The organism is Pseudonocardia sp. UM4_GMWB1, from assembly GCF_017312155.1.
In the GTDB taxonomy this organism is placed as follows: domain Bacteria; phylum Actinomycetota; class Actinomycetes; order Mycobacteriales; family Pseudonocardiaceae; genus Pseudonocardia; species Pseudonocardia alni.
Genome location: NZ_QJPN01000001.1, coordinates 5,021,586 through 5,047,696, shown reverse-complemented (window position 1 = coordinate 5,047,696; position 26,111 = coordinate 5,021,586). Strand labels below are relative to the sequence as shown.

The 26,111-nt window shown below is 73.6% G+C and carries 25 protein-coding genes; 14 read left to right on the top strand and 11 right to left on the bottom strand.

Going from position 1 to position 26,111, the window contains the following annotated elements; translation table 11 throughout:
* Nucleotides 1–105 precede the first annotated feature (105 nt).
* Entirely contained in the window at nt 106–867 is a 762-nt protein-coding gene (locus DMP15_RS23580; RefSeq protein ID WP_073575444.1) for an IclR family transcriptional regulator, read from the top strand.
* Entirely contained in the window at nt 864–2,381 is a 1,518-nt protein-coding gene (glpK, locus tag DMP15_RS23575; RefSeq protein WP_100879897.1) for a glycerol kinase GlpK, read from the top strand. Before DMP15_RS23580 ends, glpK begins: the two co-directional genes overlap by 4 nt.
* Nucleotides 2,382–2,407: 26 nt before the next feature.
* Here glpK and DMP15_RS23570 read toward each other — a convergent pair whose 3' ends face one another.
* The 4 genes from DMP15_RS23570 to DMP15_RS23555 all read right to left on the bottom strand — a co-directional run bounded on the left by DMP15_RS23570 (nt 2,408) and on the right by DMP15_RS23555 (nt 6,785).
* Complete coding sequence (locus DMP15_RS23570; RefSeq protein WP_179760835.1) at nt 2,408–2,884, bottom strand: MarR family winged helix-turn-helix transcriptional regulator; 477 nt, start codon at nt 2,882–2,884, stop codon at nt 2,408–2,410.
* A gap of 585 nt (nt 2,885–3,469) precedes the next feature.
* On the bottom strand, nt 3,470–4,753 hold the full coding sequence (locus DMP15_RS23565; RefSeq protein ID WP_073575522.1) for an MFS transporter: 1,284 nt from the start codon (nt 4,751–4,753) through the stop codon (nt 3,470–3,472).
* Nucleotides 4,754–4,821: 68 nt separating this feature from the next.
* Nucleotides 4,822–5,511 (bottom strand): GntR family transcriptional regulator, encoded by a 690-nt coding sequence (locus tag DMP15_RS23560; protein ID WP_100879899.1) that lies wholly within the window; start codon nt 5,509–5,511, stop codon nt 4,822–4,824.
* A complete protein-coding gene (locus DMP15_RS23555) occupies nt 5,508–6,785 on the bottom strand; it encodes an NAD(P)H-dependent oxidoreductase (protein WP_100880884.1) in 1,278 nt (425 codons plus the stop codon). The genes DMP15_RS23560 and DMP15_RS23555 overlap by 4 nt, the downstream gene beginning before the upstream one ends.
* A gap of 204 nt (nt 6,786–6,989) precedes the next feature.
* Here DMP15_RS23555 and DMP15_RS23550 point away from each other — a divergent pair, with 204 nt between their 5' ends.
* The 3 genes from DMP15_RS23550 (at nt 6,990) to DMP15_RS23540 (ending at nt 10,316) form a co-directional block, all read left to right on the top strand.
* Nucleotides 6,990–8,288, top strand: coding sequence for an SLC13 family permease (locus DMP15_RS23550; protein ID WP_337826458.1), 1,299 nt, complete (start codon nt 6,990–6,992; stop codon nt 8,286–8,288).
* Between the two features lie 18 nt (nt 8,289–8,306).
* Nucleotides 8,307–9,206, top strand: coding sequence for an SCO6745 family protein (locus DMP15_RS23545; protein WP_073575438.1), 900 nt, complete (start codon nt 8,307–8,309; stop codon nt 9,204–9,206).
* Between the two features lie 108 nt (nt 9,207–9,314).
* Nucleotides 9,315–10,316, top strand: coding sequence for a TerC family protein (locus tag DMP15_RS23540; RefSeq protein ID WP_073575521.1), 1,002 nt, complete (start codon nt 9,315–9,317; stop codon nt 10,314–10,316).
* 22 nt (nt 10,317–10,338) lie between these two features.
* On the opposite strand, the gene DMP15_RS23535 is transcribed toward DMP15_RS23540, so the two are convergent.
* Entirely contained in the window at nt 10,339–10,668 is a 330-nt protein-coding gene (locus DMP15_RS23535) for a putative quinol monooxygenase (protein ID WP_100879901.1), read from the bottom strand.
* A 203-nt stretch (nt 10,669–10,871) separates the two neighbouring features.
* Here DMP15_RS23535 and DMP15_RS23530 point away from each other — a divergent pair, with 203 nt between their 5' ends.
* Entirely contained in the window at nt 10,872–11,849 is a 978-nt protein-coding gene (locus tag DMP15_RS23530; RefSeq protein WP_073575436.1) for a WYL domain-containing protein, read from the top strand.
* Between the two features lie 9 nt (nt 11,850–11,858).
* On the opposite strand, the gene DMP15_RS23525 is transcribed toward DMP15_RS23530, so the two are convergent.
* Genes DMP15_RS23525 through DMP15_RS23515 form a run of 3 tightly spaced genes read right to left on the bottom strand, consistent with a single transcriptional unit; the run spans nt 11,859 to nt 14,778 of the window.
* Complete coding sequence (locus tag DMP15_RS23525) at nt 11,859–12,845, bottom strand: asparaginase (RefSeq protein WP_083658548.1); 987 nt, start codon at nt 12,843–12,845, stop codon at nt 11,859–11,861.
* Nucleotides 12,846–12,855: 10 nt separating this feature from the next.
* Nucleotides 12,856–14,091 (bottom strand): FAD-dependent oxidoreductase, encoded by a 1,236-nt coding sequence (locus DMP15_RS23520; protein WP_073575519.1) that lies wholly within the window; start codon nt 14,089–14,091, stop codon nt 12,856–12,858.
* A 54-nt stretch (nt 14,092–14,145) separates the two neighbouring features.
* Nucleotides 14,146–14,778: a class I SAM-dependent methyltransferase gene (locus tag DMP15_RS23515; RefSeq protein WP_337826457.1), complete on the bottom strand. Its 633-nt coding sequence runs from the start codon at nt 14,776–14,778 to the stop codon at nt 14,146–14,148.
* Between the two features lie 167 nt (nt 14,779–14,945).
* On the opposite strand from DMP15_RS23515, the gene DMP15_RS23510 reads away from it, so the two are divergent.
* Entirely contained in the window at nt 14,946–15,428 is a 483-nt protein-coding gene (locus DMP15_RS23510) for a VOC family protein (protein ID WP_100879905.1), read from the top strand.
* A 21-nt stretch (nt 15,429–15,449) separates the two neighbouring features.
* Here DMP15_RS23510 and DMP15_RS23505 read toward each other — a convergent pair whose 3' ends face one another.
* A complete protein-coding gene (locus DMP15_RS23505; protein ID WP_304580104.1) occupies nt 15,450–16,895 on the bottom strand; it encodes an MFS transporter in 1,446 nt (481 codons plus the stop codon).
* A gap of 39 nt (nt 16,896–16,934) precedes the next feature.
* Nucleotides 16,935–17,081: a hypothetical protein gene (locus tag DMP15_RS23500; protein ID WP_161151698.1), complete on the bottom strand. Its 147-nt coding sequence runs from the start codon at nt 17,079–17,081 to the stop codon at nt 16,935–16,937.
* 155 nt (nt 17,082–17,236) lie between these two features.
* On the opposite strand from DMP15_RS23500, the gene DMP15_RS23495 reads away from it, so the two are divergent.
* Together DMP15_RS23495 and DMP15_RS23490 are read left to right on the top strand one after the other, a co-directional pair.
* Nucleotides 17,237–18,829 (top strand): sensor histidine kinase, encoded by a 1,593-nt coding sequence (locus DMP15_RS23495; RefSeq protein WP_337826456.1) that lies wholly within the window; start codon nt 17,237–17,239, stop codon nt 18,827–18,829.
* Nucleotides 18,826–19,524 carry a response regulator gene (locus DMP15_RS23490; protein WP_073575433.1) on the top strand — a complete coding sequence of 233 codons (699 nt, stop codon included), beginning with the start codon at nt 18,826–18,828 and terminating at the stop codon, nt 19,522–19,524. Before DMP15_RS23495 ends, DMP15_RS23490 begins: the two co-directional genes overlap by 4 nt.
* Nucleotides 19,525–19,641: 117 nt before the next feature.
* Here the strand turns inward: DMP15_RS23490 and ligM are convergent, their stop codons facing one another.
* Entirely contained in the window at nt 19,642–21,039 is a 1,398-nt protein-coding gene (gene ligM, locus DMP15_RS23485) for a vanillate/3-O-methylgallate O-demethylase (protein ID WP_161151696.1), read from the bottom strand.
* Between the two features lie 273 nt (nt 21,040–21,312).
* Here ligM and DMP15_RS23480 point away from each other — a divergent pair, with 273 nt between their 5' ends.
* From DMP15_RS23480 to DMP15_RS23460, 5 genes are all read left to right on the top strand, one after another.
* Nucleotides 21,313–21,672, top strand: coding sequence for a protocatechuate 3,4-dioxygenase (locus tag DMP15_RS23480; protein WP_337826455.1), 360 nt, complete (start codon nt 21,313–21,315; stop codon nt 21,670–21,672).
* On the top strand, nt 21,665–22,510 hold the full coding sequence (locus tag DMP15_RS23475) for a class III extradiol dioxygenase subunit beta (RefSeq protein WP_073575430.1): 846 nt from the start codon (nt 21,665–21,667) through the stop codon (nt 22,508–22,510). Before DMP15_RS23480 ends, DMP15_RS23475 begins: the two co-directional genes overlap by 8 nt.
* 105 nt (nt 22,511–22,615) lie before the next feature.
* Complete coding sequence (gene folP / locus DMP15_RS23470; RefSeq protein WP_073575516.1) at nt 22,616–23,419, top strand: dihydropteroate synthase; 804 nt, start codon at nt 22,616–22,618, stop codon at nt 23,417–23,419.
* A gap of 425 nt (nt 23,420–23,844) precedes the next feature.
* On the top strand, nt 23,845–25,206 hold the full coding sequence (locus DMP15_RS23465; protein ID WP_073575429.1) for an aminomethyltransferase family protein: 1,362 nt from the start codon (nt 23,845–23,847) through the stop codon (nt 25,204–25,206).
* The gene (locus tag DMP15_RS23460) at nt 25,206–26,081 is read left to right on the top strand and encodes a methylenetetrahydrofolate reductase (protein WP_337826454.1); all 876 of its coding nucleotides are present in this window, start codon (nt 25,206–25,208) and stop codon (nt 26,079–26,081) included. Before DMP15_RS23465 ends, DMP15_RS23460 begins: the two co-directional genes overlap by 1 nt.
* Nucleotides 26,082–26,111: the final 30 nt, after the last annotated feature.

Sequence of the window (26,111 nt, the reverse complement as noted above, 5' to 3'; positions counted from 1 at the left end):
GCGCCGGGCGCCGGGCAACGCGATCCGTTCGACGATGCCGAACGTTGCGGGTCGATCGCCCCATGATCGAGTACACGTGGCGTCCGTACGGCCTACGATCGCGGCGTGGCGCGGGCGATCCAGTCGGTGGAGCGGGCGGCCGCGCTGCTGCGGCTGCTCGGCGGTGCGGGGCGACCACTGGCGCTCGCCGAGCTGGCGGCGGCGCTGGACCTGCCGCGCCCCACCGCGCACGGGCTGCTCCGCACGCTGCGCGAGGAGGGCCTGGTGGCGCAGGAGCCGTCGTCCGGCCGCTACCTGCTGGGCGAGGGACTGGGGCGGCTGGGCACCCCGTGGGACCGGCACGACCTGCGCGCCCGGGCGATGAACTGGGCCGATGCGCTGGCGGCGGGCACCGGCTGCGCGGTGTACCTGGGAGTGCCGTCCGCCGACGGGGCCGGGGTCGACCTGGTGCACCACGTGTTCCGGCCGGACGACACACCGCAGCGGCTGCGGACCAACACCACGCAGCCGTTGCACGCGACGGCGTGGGGGCGGTGCCTGCTGGCCTTCGCGCCGGCGTCGGTGCGGGCGGTCGAGCCGCTGGAGACCTACACCCGCGCGACCGTGACCGACCCGGCGGTACTGGCCCGGGAGATCACGACGACGCGCCGCCGCGGCTGGGCGGACGACGCAGGCGGCTGGGAACCGGGGGTCGGGGGCCTCGCGGTACCGGTGCGCAGCGGGGGTGGGCTGACCGTCGCGGCGCTCGGGATCGGTGCGCCGGTGGAGGAGCTGTTCGCCGCCGACGGGCGGGCCCGGCCCGAGCCCGTCGTCGAGCTGGTCGCCGCGGCCGGGGAGATCGCCGACGGGCTGGAGGGACTGACGTGAGCACGGTCGCGGCGGGGGAGCGGGTGGTCGCCGCCATCGACCAGGGGACGACCTCGACGCGGTGCCTGCTGTTCACACGCTCGGGACGGATGGTCGCCGTCGCCCAGCGCGAGCACCGCCAACACTTCCCGAGCCCGGGCCGCGCCGAGCACGACGCCTCGGAGATCTGGCGTGCGGTGACCCGGGTCGTGCCCGCCGCGCTGCGCCGCGCCGGCCTGGGGCCGCAGAACGTGGTCGCGCTCGGGATCGCGAACCAGCGCGAGACGACGGTCGTCTGGAACCGCCGCACCGGGGTCCCGCTCGCGCGGGCGATCACCTGGCAGGACACCCGGACCACCGACATCGTCGCCGGGCTCGCCGCCGACGCCGACGCCGCCCGCTGGGCCCGGGTGAGCGGGCTCGGCCCGGCGACGTACTTCGCGGGCCCCCGGCTGCAGTGGCTGCTCGACCACGTGCCCGGTGCGCGCGACGGCGCCGAGCGCGGCGAGGTCCTGTTCGGGACCATGGAGTCCTGGCTGATCTGGAACCTGACCGGCGGCCCCGACGGCGGCGTGCACGTCACCGACGTCACCAACGCCAGCCGCACGATGCTGATGGACCTGCGCACGCTGGAGTGGTCCGACGCGCTGTGCTCGGCGTTGCGGGTACCGCGGGCGATGCTGCCGACGATCGTGCCGAACTCCCGGGTGTACGGCCGGTGTGCCGGTCTGCTGGACGGGGTGCCGGTGGCCGGGGCGCTCGGCGACCAGCAGGCCGCGCTGGTCGGCCAGACGTGCTTCGCGCCCGGCGAGGCGAAGTGCACCTACGGGACGGGTGCGTTCCTGCTGAAGAACACCGGCTCGCGCATCGCCGGGTCCGAGGCCGGTCTGATCCCGACCGTCGGTTACCTGCTCGGGGACCGGCCGGTCTACGCGCTCGAGGGCTCCATCGCGATGACGGGCTCGTTGGTCCAGTGGTTCCGCGACGCGCTGGGCATGATCTCCACGGCGGCCCGGATCGAGACGCTCGCACTGACCGTCCCGGACAACGGCGGCTGCTATGTCGTCCCCGCCTTCTCCGGTCTCTACGCCCCGCACTGGTACCCCGACGCCCGCGGGGTGATCGTCGGCCTGACCTCCTACATCCACCGCGGCCACCTCGCCCGCGCGGTGCTGGAGGCGACCGCGTGGCAGACCCGTGAGGTGCTCGACGCGATGAACGCCGACTCCGGCCTTCCCGTCACCCGCCTGAAGGTCGACGGCGGCATGACCGCGAACCACCTGCTCATGCAGTGCGTCGCCGACGTCCTGGACCTCACGGTGGAACGCCCCCTGGGTTCGGAGGCGGTGTCGCTCGGCGCGGCGTACGCGGCCGGCCTGGCCGTCGGCTACTGGCCGGACCCGGAGGTGCTGCGCCGCAACTGGCACCGAGCGGCCGCCTGGGAGCCGAGGATGGACCCGGGTCTGCGCCGCCGCGAGCACGACAACTGGAAGCGGGCGGTGCAGCGGAGCACGGGGTGGGCGCGCCCGGACTGAGCCTCGCGGGACGTGCCGCGGACGCCTCAGCGTTCTGCCGCCCGCTGCCGACGCCGTCGGACCCGGTCCCGGTACTGGTGGTCCCGCATCTCCTGGAACCGGCGCACGGCGACGTCGAGGATCCGCCCGGTCACCGGCGCGAACCAGTCGATCCACTCCCCGGGGACACCGGTCACGATCCGCCGGGCGCCGGTGTCGGTCACGTCCTTCCAGAGGATCTCGTGGGCCCGGGCGGACGCCAGGACGAGCAGCCGGCGACCGTCCTCGGGATCCGGCTCGCGTTCGATCAGGTCGCGCTCCTCCAGCCGCGCGAGCAGCCGGGTGGTGCCTCCGGTCGCGAGCCCGACGGTCTCCGCGACCTCGGCGCCGGTCATGGCCCGACGGGCGAGCAGCAGCTCGGCGAGCACCGTGTACTCGTGCACCGTCAGCCCGAACCGCTCGGCGACGGACCGGATCCGGTAGAAGCCGAGCAGCTCCGCCCTGGCGAGGAGCGGTCCGAGCACCTCCGCGGTCTCGGCCCGGATCCGGCGGTCCTCCTCCGCCTCCGTCCGCCACGCGCGCGTGTCCCGTCCGACGGCCCCGATGTCCCCGATGTCCCCGGCGGGCCCGGTGCCCCCGGCGGCCCCGATGTCCCCGGCGGCCCCGGCGGCCCCGGTGTCTCCGGCTGCCCCGGTGACTCCGGCGTCTCGGACGGCCTCCGATGATCCGAGGCCATCGGGGAGCGGGCTCCCCGGAGTGGAGTCCGAACGGATTCGCTTACCGGGTAAGCGAGTTCCGCGGACCTCCCCACCCGACGCGACGGTCGACCGGTCCTCGCCGCGTGGCCGGGCGGAGCCGGGGTCGGAGCCGGGGTCGGGGTCGGAGCCGCCGGCCGGATCCGACGACCCGTTCCCGCGAATTCGCTTACCCGGTAAGCGAATTCGCGGAACAGCGATACCCCAGGAGCCCCGGTCGGGTCCGCCGAGCATGTCGTGGGCCGTGTCGTGGGAGGTGTCGTGGGAGGTGTCGCGCCGCATGGGGAAGCGGTAGCAGACCGGGCGGTCCACCACTGCAGATTCCGCTGAGCGGTTCGCGATCGTGGCGCCCGGTCAGCGGGTGAACGCCCCGGCGTCGGTCAGGTCGGCGGTGCGGGTCTCGTGCAGGCCCCACACGCACAGGCCCGACACGGCGGCCAGTCCGGCGATCAGCAGCGACACCGGCCAGGAGGCGCCGGTCGCGGCGACCAGGCTCGTCGCGAGCAGCGGCGTGATGCCGCCGCCGACGATGCTGGAGGCGTTGTAGCCGATCGACGCGCCGGTGTAGCGGTAGCGGGTCGCGAACAGTTCCGGCAGGAACGCGCCCATCGGGGCGAACACGCCGGCGAAGGCGATCATCGCGACCGAGAAGCCGACGGCGATGAGGACCCCGTCACCGGTCCCGAGCAGCCAGAACAGCGGGAACGCCCACAGCACCGCCAGGATGCAGGCCCATAGACACACCCGGCGCCGTCCGACCCGGTCCGAGAGCACCGCGAGGACCGGGGTCGCCACGCCCATCACCGCGGCCGCGACCATGGCCGCGACCAGCAGTGTCGTACGGGACAGACCGAGCTCGGAGGTGCCGTAGGACAGGCTGAACGTGGTGACCGTGTAGAAGATCGTGTGGGTGATGATCATCCCGCCGGTCGCGAGGAGCAGGGACCGGGGCTGGCGGCGCACCACCTCGGCGACCGGCGCCTTCTCACGCTCCTGCTCGCGCATCGCCTTCTCGAACACCGGGGTCTCGGCGATCCGCAGCCGGATGTAGAGCCCGACGACCACCAGGACCGCGCTGGCCAGGAACGGCACCCGCCAGCCCCAGGCGGCGAACTGGGCGTCGGTCAGGGCTGCGGAGAGCGCGAGGAACGCCCCGCTCGCGATGATGAACCCGACCGCCGGGCCGACCTGCGGGAAGCTCGAATACAGCCCGCGACGTCCCTCGGGCGCGTGCTCGGTGGCCATCAGGACCGCACCGCCCCACTCGCCGCCGAGCCCGAAGCCCTGCAGGAACCGGCACAGCACCAGCAGGACGGGCGCGGCGATCCCGATCGTCGAGTACGTCGGCAGCAGTCCGATCGCGACGGTGCCGACCCCCATCGTCAGCAGCGAGACCACCAGGGTCGCCTTGCGGCCGACCCGGTCGCCGAAGTGCCCGAAGGCGACCGCGCCGACCGGGCGTGCGACGAACCCGACGCCGAAGGTCGCGAACGCCGCCAGCGTGCCGACCAGGGGGTCGAGGTCGGGGAAGAACAGCGTGCCGAAGACCAGGGCCGCGGCGGTGCCGTAGATGTAGAAGTCGTAGAACTCGATCGCGGTGCCGATGAAGCTGGCGACGGCGATGCGCTGCGCCGACATGGTCGGAGCGGCGGTCTCCGCGTCCGGCCCCCTCGTCGCACCCGGTCCGGTCGATGCGCCCGGTTCGGTCACTGGTCCCCCTCCTCGCGCGGCATCCGCCGCAGCAGCTCCGGTCCGAAGCGGGTCACGTGGGCCCGCGCGGCGGCCTCGGCGCGGGCCGGGTCGCCGGAGGTGATGTCGTCGAGCAGCGTGCGGTGGCTGTCGGCGATGTCGCCCAGGTCGTCGTAGAGGTCGCGGGACAGCCGGAAGACGTGCTGCAGCGGCGCCGAGATCGTCTCCCAGATGTGCAGCAGTCGTCGTCGTCCGCAGAGCTCGTGGATCCGGCGGTGCAGTGCGAAGTCCAGGCTCACCGCGGCGGCGCTGTCCCGCGCGGCGCAAGCGGCGTGCAGGTCGTCGACGATCCGGCCGAGTTCCCGGGCGTGCCCCGCCGATCCGGTCGTGGCCAGTGCCCGCACGGCCAGCGGCTCGGTCGCGGCGCGCAGCGCGATGATCTCCTCGGCGTCGTCGGCGGTCAGCATCGCGACCCGGGCGCCGCGGCGGGGGAGCAGCACGACCAGCCCCTCGGCGTCGAGCCTGCGCAGCGCGTCGCGGACCGGGCCCCGGCTGATCCCCAGCCGCGTGGCGAGCTCGCGCTCGACCAGCCGGTCGCCGTCGCGCAGCTCGCCGGACAGGATCAGGCCCCGCACCCGGTCGGCCGCCGCGTCGCCGAGGCCGGGATGCGCGGCGAGGTCCCCGACCTCCGGCGTCGGGCCGGTCACCCGGCCTCCAGCTCCGCCCGCAGCCGGTGGGCGACACCGGACCCGGTCACCGGCTCGACGTCGTCGCGGGTCACCGGGGCGCCCGCGGCGACGGCGCGCCGCAGCACGACACCGTCGGCCAGCCCGATCGGCAGGAACCCGCCGGTCCGGGCCGCGGCGGCCGGGCGGACGACCCCGTGCACGGTCGAGCCGCCCTCGCCGTCGAGCCGGTCCCCGGGGACCAGGTCGCGCTTGGCGGTGGCGACGACGTCGGCCACCCAGCCCCGCGGCCGCCCGGAGTCCGCGCCGCGGGCCCCCGCGGCGCACACGCTCTGGGCCAGCTCCAGCCCGATGAGGTGGTACGGCCGGTACATCGCGGTGTAGCGGCCCGAGGGGTCGGTGCGCAGCCCGTAGTTCGCGAAGCAGGCCGCCACGTAGTCGCTCGGCGCCTCCAGCGTCACGTAGACGCCCCACCGCAGGTCCCGGTCCACGGGGCTCCCGTCGCGGTGCAGCGACGACACGACCTCCACCGTCCCGGTCCGGTCCAGCACCCCGCCCGCCTCGCGCGGGATGCACACCTGCTGCAGGTCGTCGGTGCCCGCGGGCGGGAAGGCGAGCCCGTCCTCCGGCGGGAGCAGGCCGGTCGCGTTCGCGACGGCGGCCATCTCGATCGCGGACTTCGTGCCGTCGAGGAAGGAGTTGAACATGACCGGGTTCAACCCGGACCCCGCCGCGTGCTCGGGGGTGAACCCGTAGTGCCCCCACACCGTCTCCGGCGTGGAGCGGTGGTACTCCGGCAGGTACTTGGTGCCCTTCCCGGCGGCGACGACAGCGAAGCCGTTGGTCCGCGCCCAGTCCACCAGCTCGCAGATCAGGCTGGGCTGGTCGCCCGAGGCCATCGTGTAGACCACGCCCCGCTCGGCCGCGCGGGCCGCGAGCACCGGACCGACGAGCACGTCGGCCTCGACGGTCACCATCACGACGTGCTGCCCGGCCTCGATCGCGCCCAGCGCGTGCGCGGCGCCCGCGACGGGGGAGCCGGTCGCCTCGACGACGACGTCCACGTCGTCGGCCCCGAGCACCGCGTCGACCGAGGTCGCGACCCGGGTCCCGGTGAGCCCGGCGGTGTCCAGTGCGGCGCGGCCACGCTCCTCCGAGAGGTCGACGACGGCGCTGACCTGCAGGTTCGGCACCCGGGCCGCCTGGTGCAGGAACATCGTCGCGAACGTGCCCGCACCGATCACGCCGGCCCGGACCGGTGTGGAGCGCTGCTGCATCGTCTCGAACAGACCCATCCGGTGCCCCTCCACGCCGTCGCCGTACCACCCCGCTGTGACCGACGGGGGCACCGTGCGCCGGTCCGCGGTCGGCTGTCAACGGTTGACCAGACTGTGGAACACCGCGATGTGGTCGCTTGCTCACGATGTGGGTCATCTGTCACGGTGTCGTCCGGCCCGGTCACCGCCGTCCGGGCCGGTCGACACCGAGGAGCGAGGCCGATGGGGCCCGAGATCATCGCGATCGCCGTACTGGTGGTCATGTTCGTGATCGCCACGACGATGCCGGTCAACCTCGGCGCACTGGGGTTGCTCGGCGCGGCCGCGGTCGGGATCGGCGTGCTGGGGCTGAGCCTCGACGACGTCCTCGCGGGCTTCCCCGGAGACCTGTTCCTGCTGCTCGTCGGGCTGACCTACCTGTTCGCGCTGGCGACGGCCAACGGCACCGTCGACCTGCTGGTCCACTGGGCGATGCGGGCCGTCCGCGGGCGGCTGGTGCTCGCGCCGTTCGTGTTCTTCGCGATCTCCTGCGGGCTCTCGGGGCTCGGGGCGTTGTTCGCGGTCGCGATCGTCGCACCGCTGGCGATGCCCTTCGCCCGGCGCTACGGCATCAACCTGCTGCTCATGGGCATGATGGTCGTGCACGGCGCGCTCGGCGGGGCGTTCTCGCCGATCACCGTCTACGGCGCGTTCGTGAACTCGACGATGGCGGGCGTGGGCCTGCCCAGCGACCCGATCGCGCTGTTCCTGACCCCGCTCGTGGTCAACGTCGTGATCGCCGTCGTGATCTTCGTGGTGCTCGGCGGCCGGTCGCTCGTCGGGCGCACGGTCGACCCGGTCGAGGCGCCGGACGCCGACGCCGCCCCCGCCGGGGGCACCGGCACCGCGACCGGCACGATGACCGAGGCCCCGGTCGCCGGCCGGGTCGGGCTGGAGCAGGGCATCACGCTGGCCGGCATCGCGCTCATGGCCGTCGGCTCCGCCGCGTTCGGCTGGGACGTCGGCGTCGTCGCGCTCGCCGTCGCGATCGTGCTGCGGCTGGTCGCCCCGCGCCGCCCGGACGTCGTCGGGAGGATCTCCTGGTCCACCGTCCTGCTGATCTGCGGTGTCGTCACCTACGTAGGCGTGCTCCTGGAGGCCGGCGCGGTCGACCTGGTCTCCTCGGGGATCAGCGGGATCGGCGCACCGCTGCTCGCGGCGCTGCTGCTCTGCTACGTCGGCGGCGTGCTCTCGGCGTTCGCGTCCTCGGTGGCGATCCTCGGCGTCGCGATCCCGCTGGCCCTGCCGTTCCTGCAGCAGGGCGAGGTGTCCGCGGTCGGGATGGTGGCGGCGCTCGCGGTGGCCGCGACCGTCGTCGACGTCAGCCCGTTCTCCACGAACGGGGCGCTGGTGCTCGCCAACGCGCCCGCCGACGTCGACCGGGACCGCTTCTACCGGCAGATGCTCGCCTACGCCGGCGTGGTCGTGCTGGTCGGTCCGCTGCTGGCCTGGGCACTGCTCGTGCTGCCCGGAGTGCTCTGAACGGGTTAACGTCCGGGCATGAACGACGCCGCCGTCGCCGCCGGGCGCCTCGCCCGTGGGCTGGAACCGCTGCACTCCCAGGTCTACTTCGCCCCCGAGGGCGAACCGGCCTACACCGCCGCCGGGCTGGAGCCGGGCCGGATGAGCTACTTCGCCCCGCGGGCCGCACCGATGGGCGCGGTCGGCGCCTCGGTGGTCACCGCGACGTTCTACAACTTCTCCCCGCGCCTGGTCGCGAAGTCGGTCCCGCGGGCCTGGGAGCTGGTGTCCGCAGCGGACCTGCTCGACGTGCGGTTCGCCGTCGCCGACGCCTCGCTGCGCCGCACCCTGGGCGACGACGCCGTCGCCTCGCCCGAGATGGTCGAGGCCGCCGGGCTGGCCCGGACCGCGGCCGGGGCCGTCACCCCCGACGGGCGCCCGCTCGCCGCCGGCCACCTCGACGTGCCCTGGCCGACCGAGCCGCACCTGGTCCTCTGGCACGCACTGTCGATCCTGCGCGAGCACCGCGGCGACGGGCACATCGCGCTGCTGGTCGAGGCCGGGCTGTCCGGGCTGGAGGCGCTGGTCACCGCGACCGCGACGGGCACCGGGTTCACCGTGGCCTTCGCCCGCGGCAGCCGCGGCTGGTCGGCCGCCGAGTGGAACGCCGCCGTCGCCGGGCTCGCGGACCGCGGCCTGCTGCAGCCGGCCGACACGGCCGGGGACGACGCCGTCGAACCGGTCCTGACCGAGGAGGGCACGGCACTGCGCAAGCGGATCGAGAACGACACCCACCGCCTCGGCGCCGCCCCGTGGTCCGCGCTCGGCGCCGACGGGGCCACGCGGCTCGGGGAGCTCGGCGGGGCGTTCGTCCGGACGGCCCTGGCGAACGGGGCGTTCCCCGCCGAGGGGGTCTTCGCGGCGCGTCCGAAGGGCTGATCGCGGTCCGCGCCCGGCCTCAGGACGGGCGCGGTGTCCTGACTGCCCGATATGGTGCGCTCCGCAACCGACCAGCGTGGTCGGTGTGGTGACCTGCAGGAGGACCCGGTGCTCGAGATCAGCGGCCTCGAATGGGCCGTCACGATCGGCGTGATCATCGCGCTGCTCGCGTTCGACCTCGTCCTGGGCTGGCTGCGGCCGCACCGGGTGGGATTCAAGGAGGCCACCGCCTGGTCGGTGTTCTACATCCTGGTCGCGATCGCGTTCGGGCTGGTGTTCGCGACGATCCACGGCTGGGACTTCGGCACCCAGTACTTCACGGGCTACATCGTCGAGAAGAGCCTGTCGGTCGACAACCTGTTCGTCTTCGTCGTGATCATGACGACGTTCGCGGTGCCGGAGGAGCACCAGCAGAAGGTGCTGACCTTCGGCATCGTGCTCGCCCTGATCATGCGCGCGATCTTCATCGCGGTCGGGGCGACGCTGCTGAACCTGTTCTCGTTCATGTTCCTGGTCTTCGGTCTGCTCCTGCTGTGGACCGCCGTGCAGCTCTACCGGCACAAGGACGAGGACCCCGACATCGAGGACAACCTGGTCGTGAAGGGCGCGCGCAGGCTCTTCCCGGTCACCGAGGAGTACGACGGCGGGAAGCTGTTCACCCGGGACAACGGCCGCCGGGTCGCCACCCCGATGTTCATCGTGCTGGTCTCGATCGGCGGCATCGACCTGCTGTTCGCGCTCGACTCGATCCCCGCGGTGTTCGGCGTGACCCAGGAGGCGTTCATCGTCTTCACGGCGAACGCCTTCGCCCTGCTCGGCCTGCGAGCACTGTTCTTCCTGGTCAAGGGCCTGCTTGACCGCCTGGTCTACCTCTCGACCGGCCTGGCGGTCATCCTGGGCTTCATCGGGGTGAAGCTGGTGCTGCACTGGGCCCACGTCGACATCAACCCGGCCGTCCCGGAGATCCCGACCATGGCCAGCCTGGTCGTGATCCTGGGGATCCTCGCCGTGGTCACCGTCGCGAGCCTGATCAAGACGCGCAACGACCCGTCGATGACCGCCCACGCCGGGTCGCTGCGTGCCCGCAAGGAGCGCTCCGACCGCGACTGAGCCGGCCCGGCCGGCCCGGCGCTCAGCCGGGCAGGCCGGTCAGGCCGGGCCCGCCGAGCGGGGTGACCTCGATGTAGTCCGGCGGGGCGGTGAGCAGCGCCAGCACGTCGCCCAGGCCGCTCTCGCCGATGTCGCGGCTCAGTGCCGCCTCCGACGACGCCGCGTCGGACCACATCTCGGTGACCCAGACGACGTCGGGCTCGTCGGGGGTGGCGTTCACCACGTAGGCGAGGCAGCCGGGCTGGGCGGCCATGTCGTCGGCGACGCGGAGCAGCGCGCCCGCCAGTTCGGTCCCCTGCCCCTCCAGGGCCACCATCCGCACGTACCGGCCGACCCGCTCGCTCGTGTCCACGGCGGCGACCGTAGACGGCCCCTCCCGGCGTCCCGGGGCCGGGGCGGGCTCAGCCCGCGGGCTCGTCGGCGTCGCCGCGGCCGCCCCTCCACACCGGAGGTGGTGCCGACGATCTCCTCGGATGCCGTGGTTCCGGTCTGCTCCGCTCCGTCCGCCGCCATCCAGGACAGGATCCGACCGGAATCGGCGGCACACTGGTCGTCGTGATGGGGACATCGGCGCGGCTGCTGCGCCTGCTCGGGCTGCTGCAGGTGCCGCGCGACTGGACGGGGCCCGCCCTGGCCGAGCGCCTCGACGTCGACGTGCGCACCGTCCGCCGCGACGTCGACAAGCTCCGCACCCTCGGCTACCCGGTCCACTCCACACCCGGAGTGACCGGCGGCTACCGGCTCGGCGCCGGGGCAGCGCTGCCACCCCTGCTGCTCGACGACGACGAGGCCGTCGCCGTCGCGGTCGGGCTGCGGACCGCCGCGGGCGGATCGGTCTCGGGCATCGAGGAGACCTCGGTCCGGGCCCTGGCCAAGCTGGAGCAGGTCCTGCCGAACCGGCTGCGTCGCCGCGTCGCCGCGCTGGGCACCGCGACGTCCACACTCGCCGCGCGCGGCCCGACCGTCGACGCGGACGTGCTGTCCGCGCTGGCCGCCGCCTGCCGCGACCACGAGGTCCTGCGGTTCGACTACGTCGCGGGGGACGGGACCGAGACCCGCCGGGTCGCCGAGCCCGAGGGTCTCGTGCACACCGGACGCCGCTGGTACCTCGTCGCCTGGGACACCGGCCGCGACGACCGTCGCACCTTCCGGGTGGACCGGATGCGGCCCAAGCTGCCCGCCGGGCCGCGCTTCGTCCCGCGCCCGGAACCGGAGGGCGGGCTCGCCGCGTTCGCCCAGCGCGGCATCTCCTCGGGTGCCTACCCGCACCGGGCGCGGATCGTTTTCCACGCCCCGGCGGAGCAGATCGCCGAGCACGTCACCCCGGCGTCGGGGATCGTGACCGACCTCGGCGGGGACCGCTGCGAGCTCGCGGCCGGGGCCTGGACCCTGGAGTCGCTGGCGGTGTGGCTGTGCTTCTTCGGCGTCGACTTCGAGGTGGTCGAGCCGGTCGAGCTGGTGGAGCACCTCGACGCGGTCGCCGCCCGCCTCGGGCGGGCCGCGGACCACACGCGCGCGAACGGCGGCGGCTGACCGGACCGCTCAGAGCAGGGCGCGGACCGCGCCCACGGGCGAGCCGTGGCCGAGCACGTCGGTGCGGGTCGCGGCGGTGAGCGCGTCGGACCCGGCGCCGAGGGACTCCAGCACGGCGCGGGCGACGACCGGCAGTGGTCGCGGCGACCCGTCCAGCACGGTGACGGCGAACGCCCGCCCGTCGGGCAGCGCGGCCGCCAGCACACCCTCGGCGCCGTCCTTGGCGACCAGGCCCGGCACTGCGCCGGTCAACCGGGTCACCGGCCGGTCCGTGCCGCCGACCCACCACGGGTGCGCGCGGACCGCGGCCGCGACCCGCCCCTCAGCGGTGTCCGGGGCGGCCGTCGCCAGCGTTGCGAAGGCCCTGGCCAGCCCGGCCGGGGTGGTGCCGAACAGCGGGGCGCCGCAGCCGTCGACGGTGGTGACGCCGACCGGCACCCCGGTCAGCTCGGCGACGGTCTCCCGGACCAGCCGCTGCAGCGGGTGCGCGGGGTCGCGGTAGCCGGCCGTCGGCCACCCCGCGGACACGCAGGCGGCGAGCATCGCGGCGTGCTTGCCCGAGCAGTTCTGCAGCACCGGCGACGGTCCCGCCCCCGCCGCGCGGACGGCCGCCGCAGCCGCCGGCCCCAGCGGAAGGTCCGGGGTGTTGTCCAGGTCGGCCTCGTCCAGCCCGGCACCGGTGAGGATGCGCCGGACACCGTCGACGTGGCCGGGCTCGCCGGAATGCGAGGCGCAGGCCAGTGCCAGCAGCTCGCCGTCGAGGTCCAGCCCGGCCCGCAGCATCGCCACCGCCTGCACCGGCTTCAGCGCCGAGCGCGGCAGGAACGCCACGTCCGGGTCGCCGGAGCCGGTCACGGTGCCGTCGCGGTGGTGCACCGCGACGGTGCCCAGGTGCACCGACTCGACCGTGCCGTCCCGCTCGACGACGGCCAGCGGGACGGCGGCCGCGAGGACGGGCAGGACGGTCGGCGCGGTGGCGGGTCCGGGGGTGCTCACCGGCCCGACGCTACGTCCCGCACCGTGGGCGCAGCCGTCGGCCTCGGGCGGGAACCGGTGCCGGGCCGAGCCCGAGCGCCCGCTCCAGCTCCGGAGACGGGTGGACCGGTACCGGGCCGTAGGCGTTGCCGCGGGCGGAGCGCCGGCGCACCGCGGGCACCCGCATCAGCAGCCGGACGAACGCCGGCGGGGTGATGGTGCGCCCGCGCTCGCGGGCCCGTGCCACCCCGCGCTCGATGCGGACCTGCTGGGCCTGCACGGACACGATCGCGGGCTCCCGCTCGGCCTGGACCGCGGCGAGCGTCGCGGTGCCGACCGTGCCCGCCCGCAGTGCGGGGACCAGGTGGTTCGCCGCGGCGAGCGCATCCTGCAGGGCCATCAGGATCCCGTTGCCGCCGACCGGGGAGATGACGTGCGCGGCGTCGCCGATCAGCAGCAGCCCCGGTCGGTGCCAGGTCGGGACGCGCGAGATGTCGACCGACAGGAGCGTCGCCTGGTTGAGATCGGTGAGCAGCCCGACCCGGTCGGCGAGCCACGGCACGCGCTCGGCCACCTCGCGCCGCACGTACTCCACGCCTGCCTCGCGCAGCGCCGGGTAGCCGCCCTTGGGCAACGACAGTCCGACCTGCCAGCGGCCCGGGCCGCCGAGCAGCCCGACGTAGTGGCGGGTGCCCAGGAACAGGTCGACGTCGGCGTCCGGCGGGTCACCGTCGCGGTGGGGGAGCGCGAACCACAGCAGGTCGGTCGTCGCGCCCTGCGACCGTGCGGTCAGCCCGGCCAGCGACCGGATCCTGGAGAACCGGCCGTCGGCGGCGACGACCAGGCCCGCCGCGAGCTCCTCGCCGGACCGCAGCCGCACCCCGCGCACCGGGTCGTCGGCGGTGCCCGCCCCGAGCAGTCCGGTGACGGCGGCCCCGGTGCGCAGCTCGAAGGCCGGCAGCGCGGCGGCCTCCGCGGCGAGGAAGTCCAGGAAGCGGGCCTGCGGCATCAGGGCCACGTAGTCGTACGGGGTGTCGAGCAGGCCGTAGTCGGTGGTGGTCACCACGCCCCTCGGCGTGCGGAACCGGAACTGACGGGCCGGCACGTGGGGCAGCGCGAGCAGCCGGTCGGTCAGCCCGAGGCGGTCGAGCAGCTCCAGGGTCCACGGGTGCAGGGAGTCGCCGCGGAAGTCGCGGTCGAAGTCCCGGTGGCGTTCGAGCAGCGTCACCGGCAAGCCCGCCCGGGCCAGCAGGTAGGCGAGCAGCATGCCGCCGGGGCCACCGCCCGCGACGATCGTCCGTTCCGCGGTCACTCGGCAATGTTAGCTCACTGAACGAGTATCTTGCTCGTCGAGAGAGTTGAACTGGGGGAGCGGTCGGCGACACAGGAAGGTGCGGGCGGGCGGCGGGTTGCGCCACTCGGTCGCGGTCTCCACGACCTCGTCGAAGTGGGTGTCGAGCAGGTCGCGCAGCACCCGCACCCGGTTCGGCAGCGCCATCCAGGTGATGATCATGCTCATCACCCCGCCCGGGACCAGTCGGCGCGCGATCGTGCCCATGACCTGCAGGCGCAGGGTCTGCGGGAACACCGCCCACGGCAGGGTCGAGACGAACGCGTCGACCTCGGTGATGCCGGCCTCGTCGAGGATCCGGTCCAGGTCGGCGACGTCGCCCTGGACGACCTCCAGCCACGGCTTGTGCCGGCGCAGGTGCGCGACCAGCTCGGAGTCGATCTCGATCGCGAGGTAGCGCGCGTGCGGCCCGAGCCGCTCGCGGATCGGCTCGGCGAGCACCCCCGGTCCGGCGCCGAGTTCGACGACGACGCCGTTCGTCCCGCGCGGGACGACGGCGGCGAGCTGGCGGCACAGCCGCCGTCCGGTGAGGAACGGGGTCGCGAGCTGGTCCATCTTCGAGAACGAGCGTTTGAGGAAGACGGCGTGGTCGGGTCGGGCCATGGGGTCCATCGTGGCGGGCGCGGGCTCCGCGGTCATGTCGGGGCGACCCGGGTCACCCGCCGCGGCCGCGACGATCGTGCGTCCTCCGGCGCCGCACCCGTCGAGCGCGACGCCGGGGGCGTCCGTGCACGCTGTACGTGTCCCGACACCGAAGGAGAGGTACCGCTGTGCCCGCACCGACCACGGAGACCCCCGCGACCCCCGCGACCGTCACGTCCGTCCGCCCGCCCTTCCACCTGGCGATCCCGGTGGACGACATCGAGGCGGCCCGGGAGTTCTACGGCACGCTGCTCGGCTTCGGCCGCGGCCGCTCCGCCGAGCGCTGGACGGACTGGAACGTCGCCGGGCACCAGGTCGTCACCCACCAGGTCGGCGAGCCGTCGGACACCCCGCGCGCCGGCGTGGCCGGGAGCAACCCCGTCGACGGCCACGACGTGCCGGTCCCGCACTTCGGCCTGGTCCTGAGCGTCCCGGAGTTCCGGGCGCTGGCCGAGCGGCTCACCGCCGCGGGCACCGACTTCGTCATCGAGCCCTACGTGCGGTTCGAGGGCGAGCCGGGGGAGCAGTGGACGATGTTCTTCCTCGACCCCGCGGGCAACGCGCTCGAGTTCAAGGCCTTCGCCGACCTCGGGCAGCTCTTCGCCGTCTGAGGTCGGGGAGGCTCCTCCCGCTCAGGACGCGCGGGCGGGGGACGGGGCCGCGGGGAACAGCGCCGCGACCCGTGCCGCCGAGGCACGGGCCCGCGCCGTCGTCCCCAGCACTCCGAGCACCACGACCGCCACCGTCAGCGGCGTCACGACCGCCCACGCCGTTGCGACCCCGGCGGCGGTGCTCGCCGCGGTGGCGACCACGGTCCCGCTGACCGCGACGCCGAACGACTGCCCGGCCTGCCTGCTCGTCGAGGCCACCGCGGCGGCGACCCCGGCCCGCTCCGGCGGCATCCCGTTCACCGCGGTGTTCGTGATCGGCGGGTTGAGCAGGGCGAACCCGCAGCCGAACACCCCGTGCGCGAGCAGGATCAGCCACAGCGGCGTCGTCGGGGAGAGCTGGGAGAAGGTGAGCGCGACCAGCACCATCGCGCTCCCGCCCAGCACCAGCGGCAGGCGTGCCCCGCGGGCGGCGACCATCCGCCCGGACAGCGGCGCGACCACCGTGGTGGCGACGGCGGCCGGCAGCAGGGTCAGACCGGCCTGCAGCGCACCGAGCCCGCGGACGTCCTGCAGGTAGAGCGCGGACAGGAACAGCAGCGAGCCGAACGCCGCGAACGCGCAGACCGCGATCACCGTCGCCGAGGCGAACGGGGCGCTCCGGAAGAACCGCAGCTCCACCAGCGGTTCGGGGTGGCGCCGCTCCCAGACGACCAGGGAGACCAGCGCGACGACGGCCAGCACCGCCAGCCCGAGCACCCCCGCCGACGACCAGCCCAGCCGCGGCCCCTCGATCACCGCTGCCACCGTCGACCCGAGCAGCGCCACCACGAGCAGCTGCCCCACCGGGTCGGCCCGCCGCGGACGGGCGGCCCGCGACTCCGGGACGAGCCGCGCCGTCAGGATCCAGGCCGCCAGCACGACGGGGATGTTCACCCAGAAGATCGCCCGCCAGCCGACGGTGTCCACGAGCAGCCCGCCGAGCACCGGGCCGACGCCGAGCGAGATGCCGACCATCGCGCCCCACACCCCGATCGCGCGGGCCCGCTCCCGGACGTCGGTGAAGACGTTGGTGATGATCGACATGGCGACCGGGTTGAGCATCGCGCCGCCGAGCGCCTGGACCACCCGTGCCCCGATCAGCCAGCCGACCGTCGGGGCCAGGCTGCACAGCAGCGACCCGACCCCGAACAGGACGAGCCCGGTCTGGAAGACGCGGCGGCGCCCGACCCGGTCGGCCGTCGCACCGGCCAGCATCAGGAAGCAGGCCAGCACCACGGTGTAGGCGTCGACGGTCCACTGCAGCTCGGTGATCGAGGCGCGCAGGTCGGTGACCAGGGCGGGGAGCGCCACGTTGATGATCGTGACGTCCATCGAGACGATCAGGATGCTGGTGCACAGCACGGCCAGGATCAGCAGCCGGTGCCGCCGCCCCGCGGGACCGGCCGGCACGACGACGTCGTTTCCCACGGCATCTCCTTGTCCGGAGCTAACGAACCGGTGTCGACCCTAGCCCGCCTCGCGGCGCAGGGTCCGGCGACGGCGACCGGGCGCACCCTCCGGCCCCGGCGGGTGGGTGACGGCGTGCCGGGCTCCAGGCGTCCACAGGTGGGCGGTGCAGAACTCGGCGAGCGGGTCGACCGCGGCGTCGACCACCGTGAGGTGGCCGGAGCGAGGCTTCCGCCCCGGACGTGCCGGACGGTCCGCCCGGTGCCCCCGCGACGGATGACGTAGATCGGGCCGGGGTGGGTGACGCCCGCCGGCCGGGTCGGCATGCTGTCGGCAGGGGCGTGGGCGCGGGAGGAGCATCGATGGTGGAGGCGGGGCCGTTCGTGTCCTGGTCCACGCTGGCGCGCCACGCCCCGGACGGTCTGGCGGTCGTGGACCCGGACGGTCTGTTCCTTCAGCTGAACGACGCTGCGGTCGTCCTGTGCGCCCGCCCCCTCGACGATCTGATCGGGATGCCGGCGCCCTTCGAGCTCTCACGGAACCCACAGGTCGATCCCCTCGCCCTCCTCGACGAGGGCGGGACGGAGCAGGTCTGCCTGTGGGCTCCGGTCGCGGGGGTGCGTCGGGAGTTCGCCTACCGCACGCGACCGCTGCCCGACCACTCCGGGCTCACCGTCGTGACCTTCCGGGACGTGGGCGAGGAGCGCCACCGGCAGCGGCGGGTGACCGCCATCGCCCGCGCCTCGGCGACGCTCGCCTCCGAGGGGTCGATCACCGCCACCCTGGACGCCCTCGCCCGGGAGGTGCTCCAGGCCGATGCGCTGGCCGGGGTGCAGATCCTGACCCTGGACCGGTCGGGCGAGGCTCTCCGGATCATGGGCTCGGCCGGCTTCCGGCGCTGGCCGGACTTCTTCGAACGCCTCGTGCAGTGCCGGGAGCGCGGCGCCGGACTGCGGATGCTGGACGCGTTCGAGCAGCGCGAGCCCGTGGTCGTCGCCGACCGCTGGGCGTCCATCCAGGAGGACCCGGCCTGGCAGCCCCTGCACGAGTATCTCGGGGAGCTCGACTGGAACTGGTTCGCCAGCGTCCCGCTCCTGGTCCGGGGTCGCTCGGCGGGCATCCTCAACGCCTTCTTCGCCCCGGGACAGGTCGTCGGCGGTCGCGCGGTCGAGTTCCTCGAGGCGATGGCCGAACAGGCCGCGGTGGCGGTGGACTACGCCTCGCTGCTGCAGAACGAGCGGGAGCTGGCCCGGCGCGGGGAACGCCAGAAGCTGGCGCGCGACCTGCACGACTCCATCGTGCAGCAGGTGTTCTCGATCGGGATGCAGGCCAAGTCGATGGCCGTCCTCGGCGGACGTGGCGACACCGTGTCCGCGGACAGCGTGCGCCGGATCGCCGACGAGGTGGGCCTGCTCGCCCGCACGGTCCTGGCGGACCTGCGAGCGATGGTGCACGAGCTGCGGCCCTCGGCCCCGCCGCAGCCGGGGTTGGAGGAGGCGGTCCGGGCCCTCGTGGAGAGCAGCACCAACCGGACCGGGCTGCGCTTCAGCCTCAGGATCCAGCAGGGACTGGCCAGGGTGCCGCCCGAGATGGCCGAGGACGTCTACCGCATCCTCGCCGAGGCCGTCCACAACGTCGTCAAGCACGCGAAGGCGGGCCGCGTGACGATCCGGATGGGCGTGCGCGACCACACGCTGACGATCACGGTGGCCGACGACGGCCGCGGCATCGGGGCGGGTCGTGCCGGCGGCGAGGAGCTGGGCGGCGACGAGCTGGGCGGCGGCTACGGCCTGACGAGTATGCGCGAGCGCGCGGAACGCTGGGGCGGCACCGTGTGCGTCCGGCCCCGGAAGGCCGGTGGCACCGCGGTGAGCGCCGTCCTGCCCCTGACGCCGAGCGACGAGGAGGGCGCCCCGGCGACGCCCGTGGACCGAGGGAACGAGGCCAGACCATGAACGCTCTCGACGGTACGACCGCGGACCGGCCCGAGGTGGTGACCCGGGTCCGGGTCCTCATCGTCGACGACCACGCCGTGGTGCGGCGGGGGATCCGGGCCTACCTGGAGGTCCTCGACGACCTCGAGGTCGCCGCGGAGGCGGCGGACGGTCAGGAGGCGCTCGAGGGTCTGGAGTCGATGGCGGCGCACTCCGAGCTGCCCGACGTGGTCCTGATCGACCTCCTGATGCCCAGGATGGACGGGGTGGTCGCGACCTCGCGGATCACCGAGCGGTTCCCCGGGGTGCGCGTGGTGGTGCTGACCAGCTTCGGCGAGATGGAACGGGTGCACGCCGCGCTCGCGAACGGTGCGTCCGGCTACCTGCTCAAGGACGCGGAGCCGGGCGAGGTGGTCGCCGCGATCCGGGCGGCGGCGAAGGGGGACGTCTTCCTCGACCCGGCCGTCGCGCGGCAGTTGACCCGGGAGATCGTCGCGCCGCCGACCGGCATCAGTGCGCTGACCGGCCGGGAGCGGGACGTGCTCATCCTGGTGGCGCAGGGCCACTCCAACCAGGCGATCGCCGACGAGCTGGTCATCAGCGAGCGGACGGCACGCACCCACGTGAGCAATGTGCTGCGCAAACTGCAGTTGACCTCGCGGACCCAGGCTGCGCTGATCGCCGTCCGGCAGGGGCTGCTGCCGCCCCAGGCCTGACGCCCGTCGCAGGAGGTCCGGCCCCCTCGCCCGATGCCCGGTTCCGGGACGGCCACCTGGACGGGCACGAGGACGCCGGCCACGGGTGACCCGGGGCCGGCGTCCTCACGACCAGTATCAGCCCGTGGCTGCGGTGCGCCACCCCGTCTGGTAGGTCTCGCGGGCCATGGCCGCGTAGGGGGCGGGGCTGACGATCGCGCGGACGGCGAGCTGTTCGTGCGGCTGCACCGTGGTCTTGCCCGAGCCGCCGTCCGGCTCGCCCCAGATCACCGAGACCTCGGCGCCCAGCGGGACGTCCGGGTTGACGGTGGCCAGCGAGAGGGCCTTGCGCTCGTTGGCGCTGTAGCCGGTGAACAGCGAGAGACCGACGGTGTTGCCGTCGGCGTCGGTGACGGCGTCGTAGTTCGAGGAGCCGTAGTTGGCGTTGGGCAGGTCGAAGAACTGGTAGCCGGGTCCCTCGGTGACCGGTGAGGCGAGGAGCCTCGCGACGTCCTCGGTGTTCCACTCGAGGGTGACCTTGCGGCGCTGGGTGGCGGGGTCGACGGCCTCCAGCGCGCTGCGGCCGATGAAGTCGTGGTCGAACTTCACGAATCCGCCGTAGCCGAGCTCCCAGGGGTTGAGGTAGTAGTCCTCGATCCGGTCGGAGACGAAGCTGCCCGCGAGGGCGTTGATGGCCTCGTAGCTGTTAGGACCGAGCCACTCGCGGTAGGGCCGCAGCTCCTCGCTGGTGTAGACGGCGGGCAGCGGCGAGGGGATCCATCCGGACTCGAGGGTGTTGCACGAGTAGGCGCGTGCCCCGGCGGGCTCGATGCCGAACTCGCGACCGGCCTCGAGGATCGCGTCGCGGACCTTGTCGTAGGTGCCGTACGGGCCCCAGATCTCCAGGCCGGGCGCGCCCGCCATGCCGTGGCGCAGGGTGCGGATGCGCTCCCCGGCGATGGTCATGTAGCCCATCCTGAAGAACGCGACCTGCTCGACGGGACCGCCGTTGACCTTCTCGATGACCTCCCAGGCGCGGGGGCCCTGGATCTGGAAGCGCCATACGTCGCGGGTGACCTGCTTGCCGTAGGGCCGCGACGGCGAGCGGTCGTCGTAGCGGACCTCGACGTCGTAGCTCTCGCCCTGGAACTGCAGCCAGGTCGCCACCGGCGCGCGTCCGACGAAGACGAACTCCTCCTCGTCGAGGCGGAACAGGATGCCGTCGCCGATCACGCCGCCTTCGGGGGAGACCGGCACGAACTGCTTGGCGGAGTCGACCGGGAACGTCGCGGTGGAGTTGACCCCGGTGTCGGTGAAGAGCTTCAGGGCGTCCGGTCCGGAGACCCAGAGGTTGACCATGTGGTGCGACTGGTCGAAGAGCACCGCGGTGTTCTGCCAGGCGGTGACCTCGCGGCGGAAGTTGGTGAACTCGGCCGGCACGACCGGGTAGATGTAGGCACCCAGCTGGGAGTTGCGGAGCAGCTCGACGGTGCTCCCGGACCGGTCCAGCACTTCCTGGAGATTCTTGGCGCTCATCTGCCACCCGTTCTGGTCTCGGTTGTGTTCTGCGCTGACACACGGCCGGACATGGGGGTCGACGGCCATCGTCGCCCACGCTAGGGAGGCCGGAGGGCCCGGCGGCACCGTGGAATGGCGGGAGCCGCACGGCCGGGACGGGCCGGTGCGTCTACGTCATGTGTCCCGGACGGGTCTCGACAAGCGGGCGATGGCCTGTGCGGGTCGCCGTCCTAGCGTCGGAGGGGACCGTACGGCGCGACTGCGGCGCGGGCCCGAGCCAGGGAGCATGACATGACGAGCCAGAGCAGGCCGGAGCTGCCGGGGACCTATGTCTTCGACGGGCCGACCAGCCGTCGCGGTCGCCACATGAACAAGCTGTTCATGTCGCTGGTGAGCGGGACCGCCCGCAGCGAGTTCGTCGCCGACGAGGCCGCGTACTGCGCGCGCTACGCGCTGTCCGACGAGCAGACGACCGCCGTCCTGGAGCGGGACTGGCAGGCGATGCTCGACCTGGGCGGCAGCATCTTCTACGTCTACAAGCTTGCCATGATGGACGGGCTGTCCATGCAGTACCTCGGCGGTGTGTTCACCGGGATGTCCGAGGACGAGTTCGAGGCCGCGATGCTGGCCGGAGGGCGCACCGATGTCTGAGGTGATCTGGGGGCTGGCCACGTCGCACGTCCCGTCGATCGGCGCGGCGATGGACCGCGGGATGACCGGCGAGCCGGTGTGGGCACCGTTGTTCGAGGGCTACCGGCCCGCCCGCGAGTGGCTGGCGCAGCACACGCCGGACGTGGCGATCCTCGTCTACAACGACCACGCCAACGGCGTGGACCTGGACATCGTGCCGACCTTCGCGATCGGTACCGCCGAGAGCTACGAGGTCGCGGACGAGGGCTTCGGCAGGCGCGCCGTCCCGGACGTCGTCGGTGATCCGGACCTGTCGTTCCATCTCCTGCAGAGCCTGGTCGACGACGGCTTCGACATGACCGTCTTCCAGGAGCTGGACGTCGATCACGGCTTCACCGTGCCGCTGTCGGTCTGGACGCCGGAGCCCGGTGACGCCTGGCCCTGCCCGGTCATCCCGATCATGGTCAACGTGATCCGCTACCCGCAGCCCACCGCGGCCCGGTGCTACGCCCTCGGCCGCGCCCTCGGGCGGGCGATCGCGAACTACGACGGCGTCGGCACGGTCGGGATCCTCGGCACCGGTGGCATGTCCCACCAGCTGGCGGGCGCGCGTGCCGGGTTCATCAACCCGACGTTCGACCACATGTTCCTCGAGGCGATCGGGAACGACCCGGAGAAGCTCGCCCGGCTCACCCGCGAGGAGCTGATCCGCGAGGCGGGTTCGGAGGGCATCGAGCTGATCATGTGGCTGGTCATGCGCGGCGCGCTGAACGAGCAGGTGCGCACGGTCCACTCCGCTTACCACGTCCCGGCCTCGAACACCGCCGCGGGACTGGCGCTGTTCGACAACCGGGCCTGACCGCCGGTCCGGGGCCGGCCACCAGGAGGAGCCGTGTCGATCGAACTGCCGGACCGTGTCCCCGCGTCCCGCACGGCGCTGCCGCGCACGGACCGGTGCCTGGTGATGGGGGTCCTCAACGTCACCCCGGACTCGTTCTCCGACGGCGGGCGCTACGACCGGACCGCTGCCGCCGTCGACCACGGTTCGCTGATGTGGGAGTCGGGTGCTGACTACGTCGACGTCGGCGGGGAGTCCACGCGGCCGGGCGCGGAGCGTGTGCCGGTGACCGAGGAGCTCCGTCGGGTCGTCCCGGTCGTGGAGCGGCTGGCGGCGGCCGGCGTCGCGGTCAGCATCGACACCACCCGGGCCGCGGTGGCGGAGGCCGCCGTGGCCGCGGGGGCGGTGCTGGTGAACGACGTCAGCGGAGGCCTCGCCGATCCCGCCATGGCCGGGGTCGTCGCCGCGGCCGGGGTGCCGTGGGTGCTCAACCACTCCCGCGGCGGCAGCCGGGACATGTACGCGGCGGCGGTCTACCGCGACGTGGTGCGCGAGGTCGCGGACGAGCTCCGGATGCGGATCGACGACGCCGTCGAGGCCGGTGTCGACCCGGACCGGCTCGTGCTCGACCCGGGGCTGGGGTTCGCCAAGCTCACCGAGCACAACTGGACCCTGCTGGCTCGCCTCGACGAGCTGCAGGAGCTCGGCTTCCCGGTCCTGGTCGGCTCCTCACGCAAGCGCTTCCTGGCCGACGTGCTCACGGGTGGGCGCGCCGAGGGCCCGGCGCGGCTCCGGGACGCCGCGACGGTCGCGACCACGGTGCTGGCGGCCCGGTCGGGTGCCTGGGGGGTGCGGGTCCACGACGTGGCGGCGTCGGCGGATGCGGTGCGCGTCGTCGGCCGCGCGTCCGCGACGCTCTCACGGCGCTGACCGGGCGGTGTCCGGGGCGACCCGCCGGACTCCGTCGAACCGGGTGCCGGTCCCGGCGACGAGGTCGTCGAACCGTCCCCGGGGCGCGGGTGTCTCGGGCATCGTGGGTCCTTCCCCAGATGGGGCACCCGCGATCCTGCCCGGCCCACGGGACATCGGGATCGGCGCCCGGTCGGCCGCCGCCGGGCCGTGCGTCGCGCCCCGGGCAGGACATCCGACGTGGTCGCGCCGGGTCTACGTCACTTGTCCCGGTCGATCCGCGACGGCCGGCGATGCCCGGTCCGGTCATCCGCGTGATCCCTGGTGACGGGCTCGTTCCCTAGCGTCGTAGTAGGTCCGCACGACCCGGACCGGTGGCGCTGCCCGAGGTGGTCTCGCAGGCGGTGCACCGAACCAGGCCACCCAGGAGAGGTTCATACACGATCATGACGTCCGAGAGTCTTGCGGCGGCCCTCGCCCGCGTCGGGAACCCTGTCGAGCTGCTGCGCAACACCGCGGCCCGCGCGCACACGTTCCCGGTCGCCCCGGAGTTCAGCAACTGGCGTTCCGAGCAGCGGGCCTGGGCGGAGTCGTGCGCGCTGCTCGACCAGTCGCACCACATGACCGACCTGTTCCTCGAGGGTCCGGACGCGCTGCGGCTGCTCAGCGACCTGGCGGTCAACACCTTCGCGAACTTCGGGGTGAACAGGGCCAAGCAGTTCGTGGCGGTGAACCCGAGCGGGCAGCTGATCGGCGACGCGATCCTGTTCCACCTGGAGGAGGAGTTGTTCGACCTCGTCGGCCACCCGATGGTCATCGACTGGGTGCTGTTCCACCTCGAGCGCGGTGACTACGAGGTGACCGCCGAGCGGGACGACAACTCCGCCGTGCGCACGGACGGCCCGCCGAGGTTCTACCGCTACGAGCTGCAGGGCCCCACGGCGGCGGCGGTGCTCGAGCAGGCCACCGGCGCCGCGCTGCCCGACACGAAGTTCTTCCACATGGCCGACTTCACCATCGCGGGCCACGCCGTGCGCGGGCTGCGTCACGGCATGGCGGGCCAGCCCGGGTTCGAGCTGTTCGGACCGTGGGCCGACGGCGAGGCCGTCCTCGCCGCGCTGCTCGAGGCGGGCGAGGACCACGCGCTGGTCCGGGCCGGGGCGAAGGCCTACTCGACGGCCAACCTGGAGTCCGGCTGGGTGCCCGCGCCGATCCCGGCGATCTTCGGGGACGACCCGCTGCTCCAGGCATACCGCGAGTGGCTGCCTGCGTCCGCCGTGGGTGCCATCGGCGGCAGCGTCGACTCCGACGACATCGCCGACTACTACCTGACGCCCTACGACATCGGCTACGACCGCAACGTCAAGTTCGACCACGAGTTCGTCGGTCGCGCAGCCCTCGAGGAGCTGGCGACGAACCCGCCGCGCACCAAGGTCACGCTCGTCTGGGACAACGACGACGTCACCGCCGCGATCGGCTCGCTGCTCGGCAAGGGGCCCGGCGCCAAGTACCTCGACCTGCCGAAGATCCGCTACGCGCTGCACCAGGAGGACAAGGTCCTGCGCGACGGGAAGCAGGTCGGCATCTCGCTGGACTGCGGCTACATCGCCAATGAGCGCGCCATGGTCTCGCTGGCGACCCTGGACAAGGAGCACGCCGAGCCCGGCACCGAGGTCACCGTCGTCTGGGGTGAGGAGCCCAACTCGGCGAAGCCGCAGGTCGAGGAGCACACGACCTGGACGGTCCGGGCCACCGTCGCGCCGGTGCCGTTCGTCCGGTTCGCACGCAACGACTACCGGAGCACGTGATGACCTCGGTACAGAATGAGCGGACCCCCGCGGCCGGGCGTCCGACGGGCAGACAGGCCCTCGCCCGTGCCCTGCGCGACGCGACCTACGAGATCCTCCCCTTCAGGAGCGCCGAGGAGAAGGTGCTCGCCCACGTCCCCACCGACGTCGCGCTCACCGTCACCACCACCGAGGCCAAGGGGCTCGGCCCGACGATCGACCTCGCGGTGAGGCTCGGCGAGGCCGGCTACCGGGCCGCTCCGCACCTGGCCGCCCGGCAGGTCAGGGACCGGGCGCACCTCGAGGACCTCGTCGCGCGGCTGCGCGAGGCGGGCACCGACAGCGTGTTCGTCATCGGCGGCGACGCGGCCGAGGCGGGGGAGTACCCCGACGCGCTGAGCCTGTTGCAGGCGCTGAAGGAGATCGGGCACCCGTTCTCCACCGTCGGGATCGGCGGCTACCCCGAAGGGCACGGGAAGATCAGCGACGAGCTGATCGAGGCGGCTCTGAAGGCCAAGGCGCCGCACGCCACGCAGGTCATCACCCAGCTGTGCTTCGACGGCGACACCACCGTCGACTGGGCCCGCACGGTCGCCGCCGACGGTATCGGCCTGCCGATCCGCGTCGGCATCCCCGGCGCCGTCAGCAGGCAGAAGCTGATCCGGGTCTCGGCGGGCCTCGGCCTGGGCCAGTCCGCCAAGTTCCTGAGCAAGCAGCAGAACATGCTGTGGCGGTTCTTCCTGCCCGGTGGGTACAGCCCGAACAAGCTCGTCGAGCGGCTCACCCCGGCGTTCGCCCGGCCGGACAACAACCTGGCCGGCTTCCACGTCTTCACCTTCAACGACCTGGACAGCACCGAGGCCTGGCGGCAGCGCTGGCTGGCCACGCTCTCCTGACCCGTCCACGCCACCCGAGGAGTCCTGCAG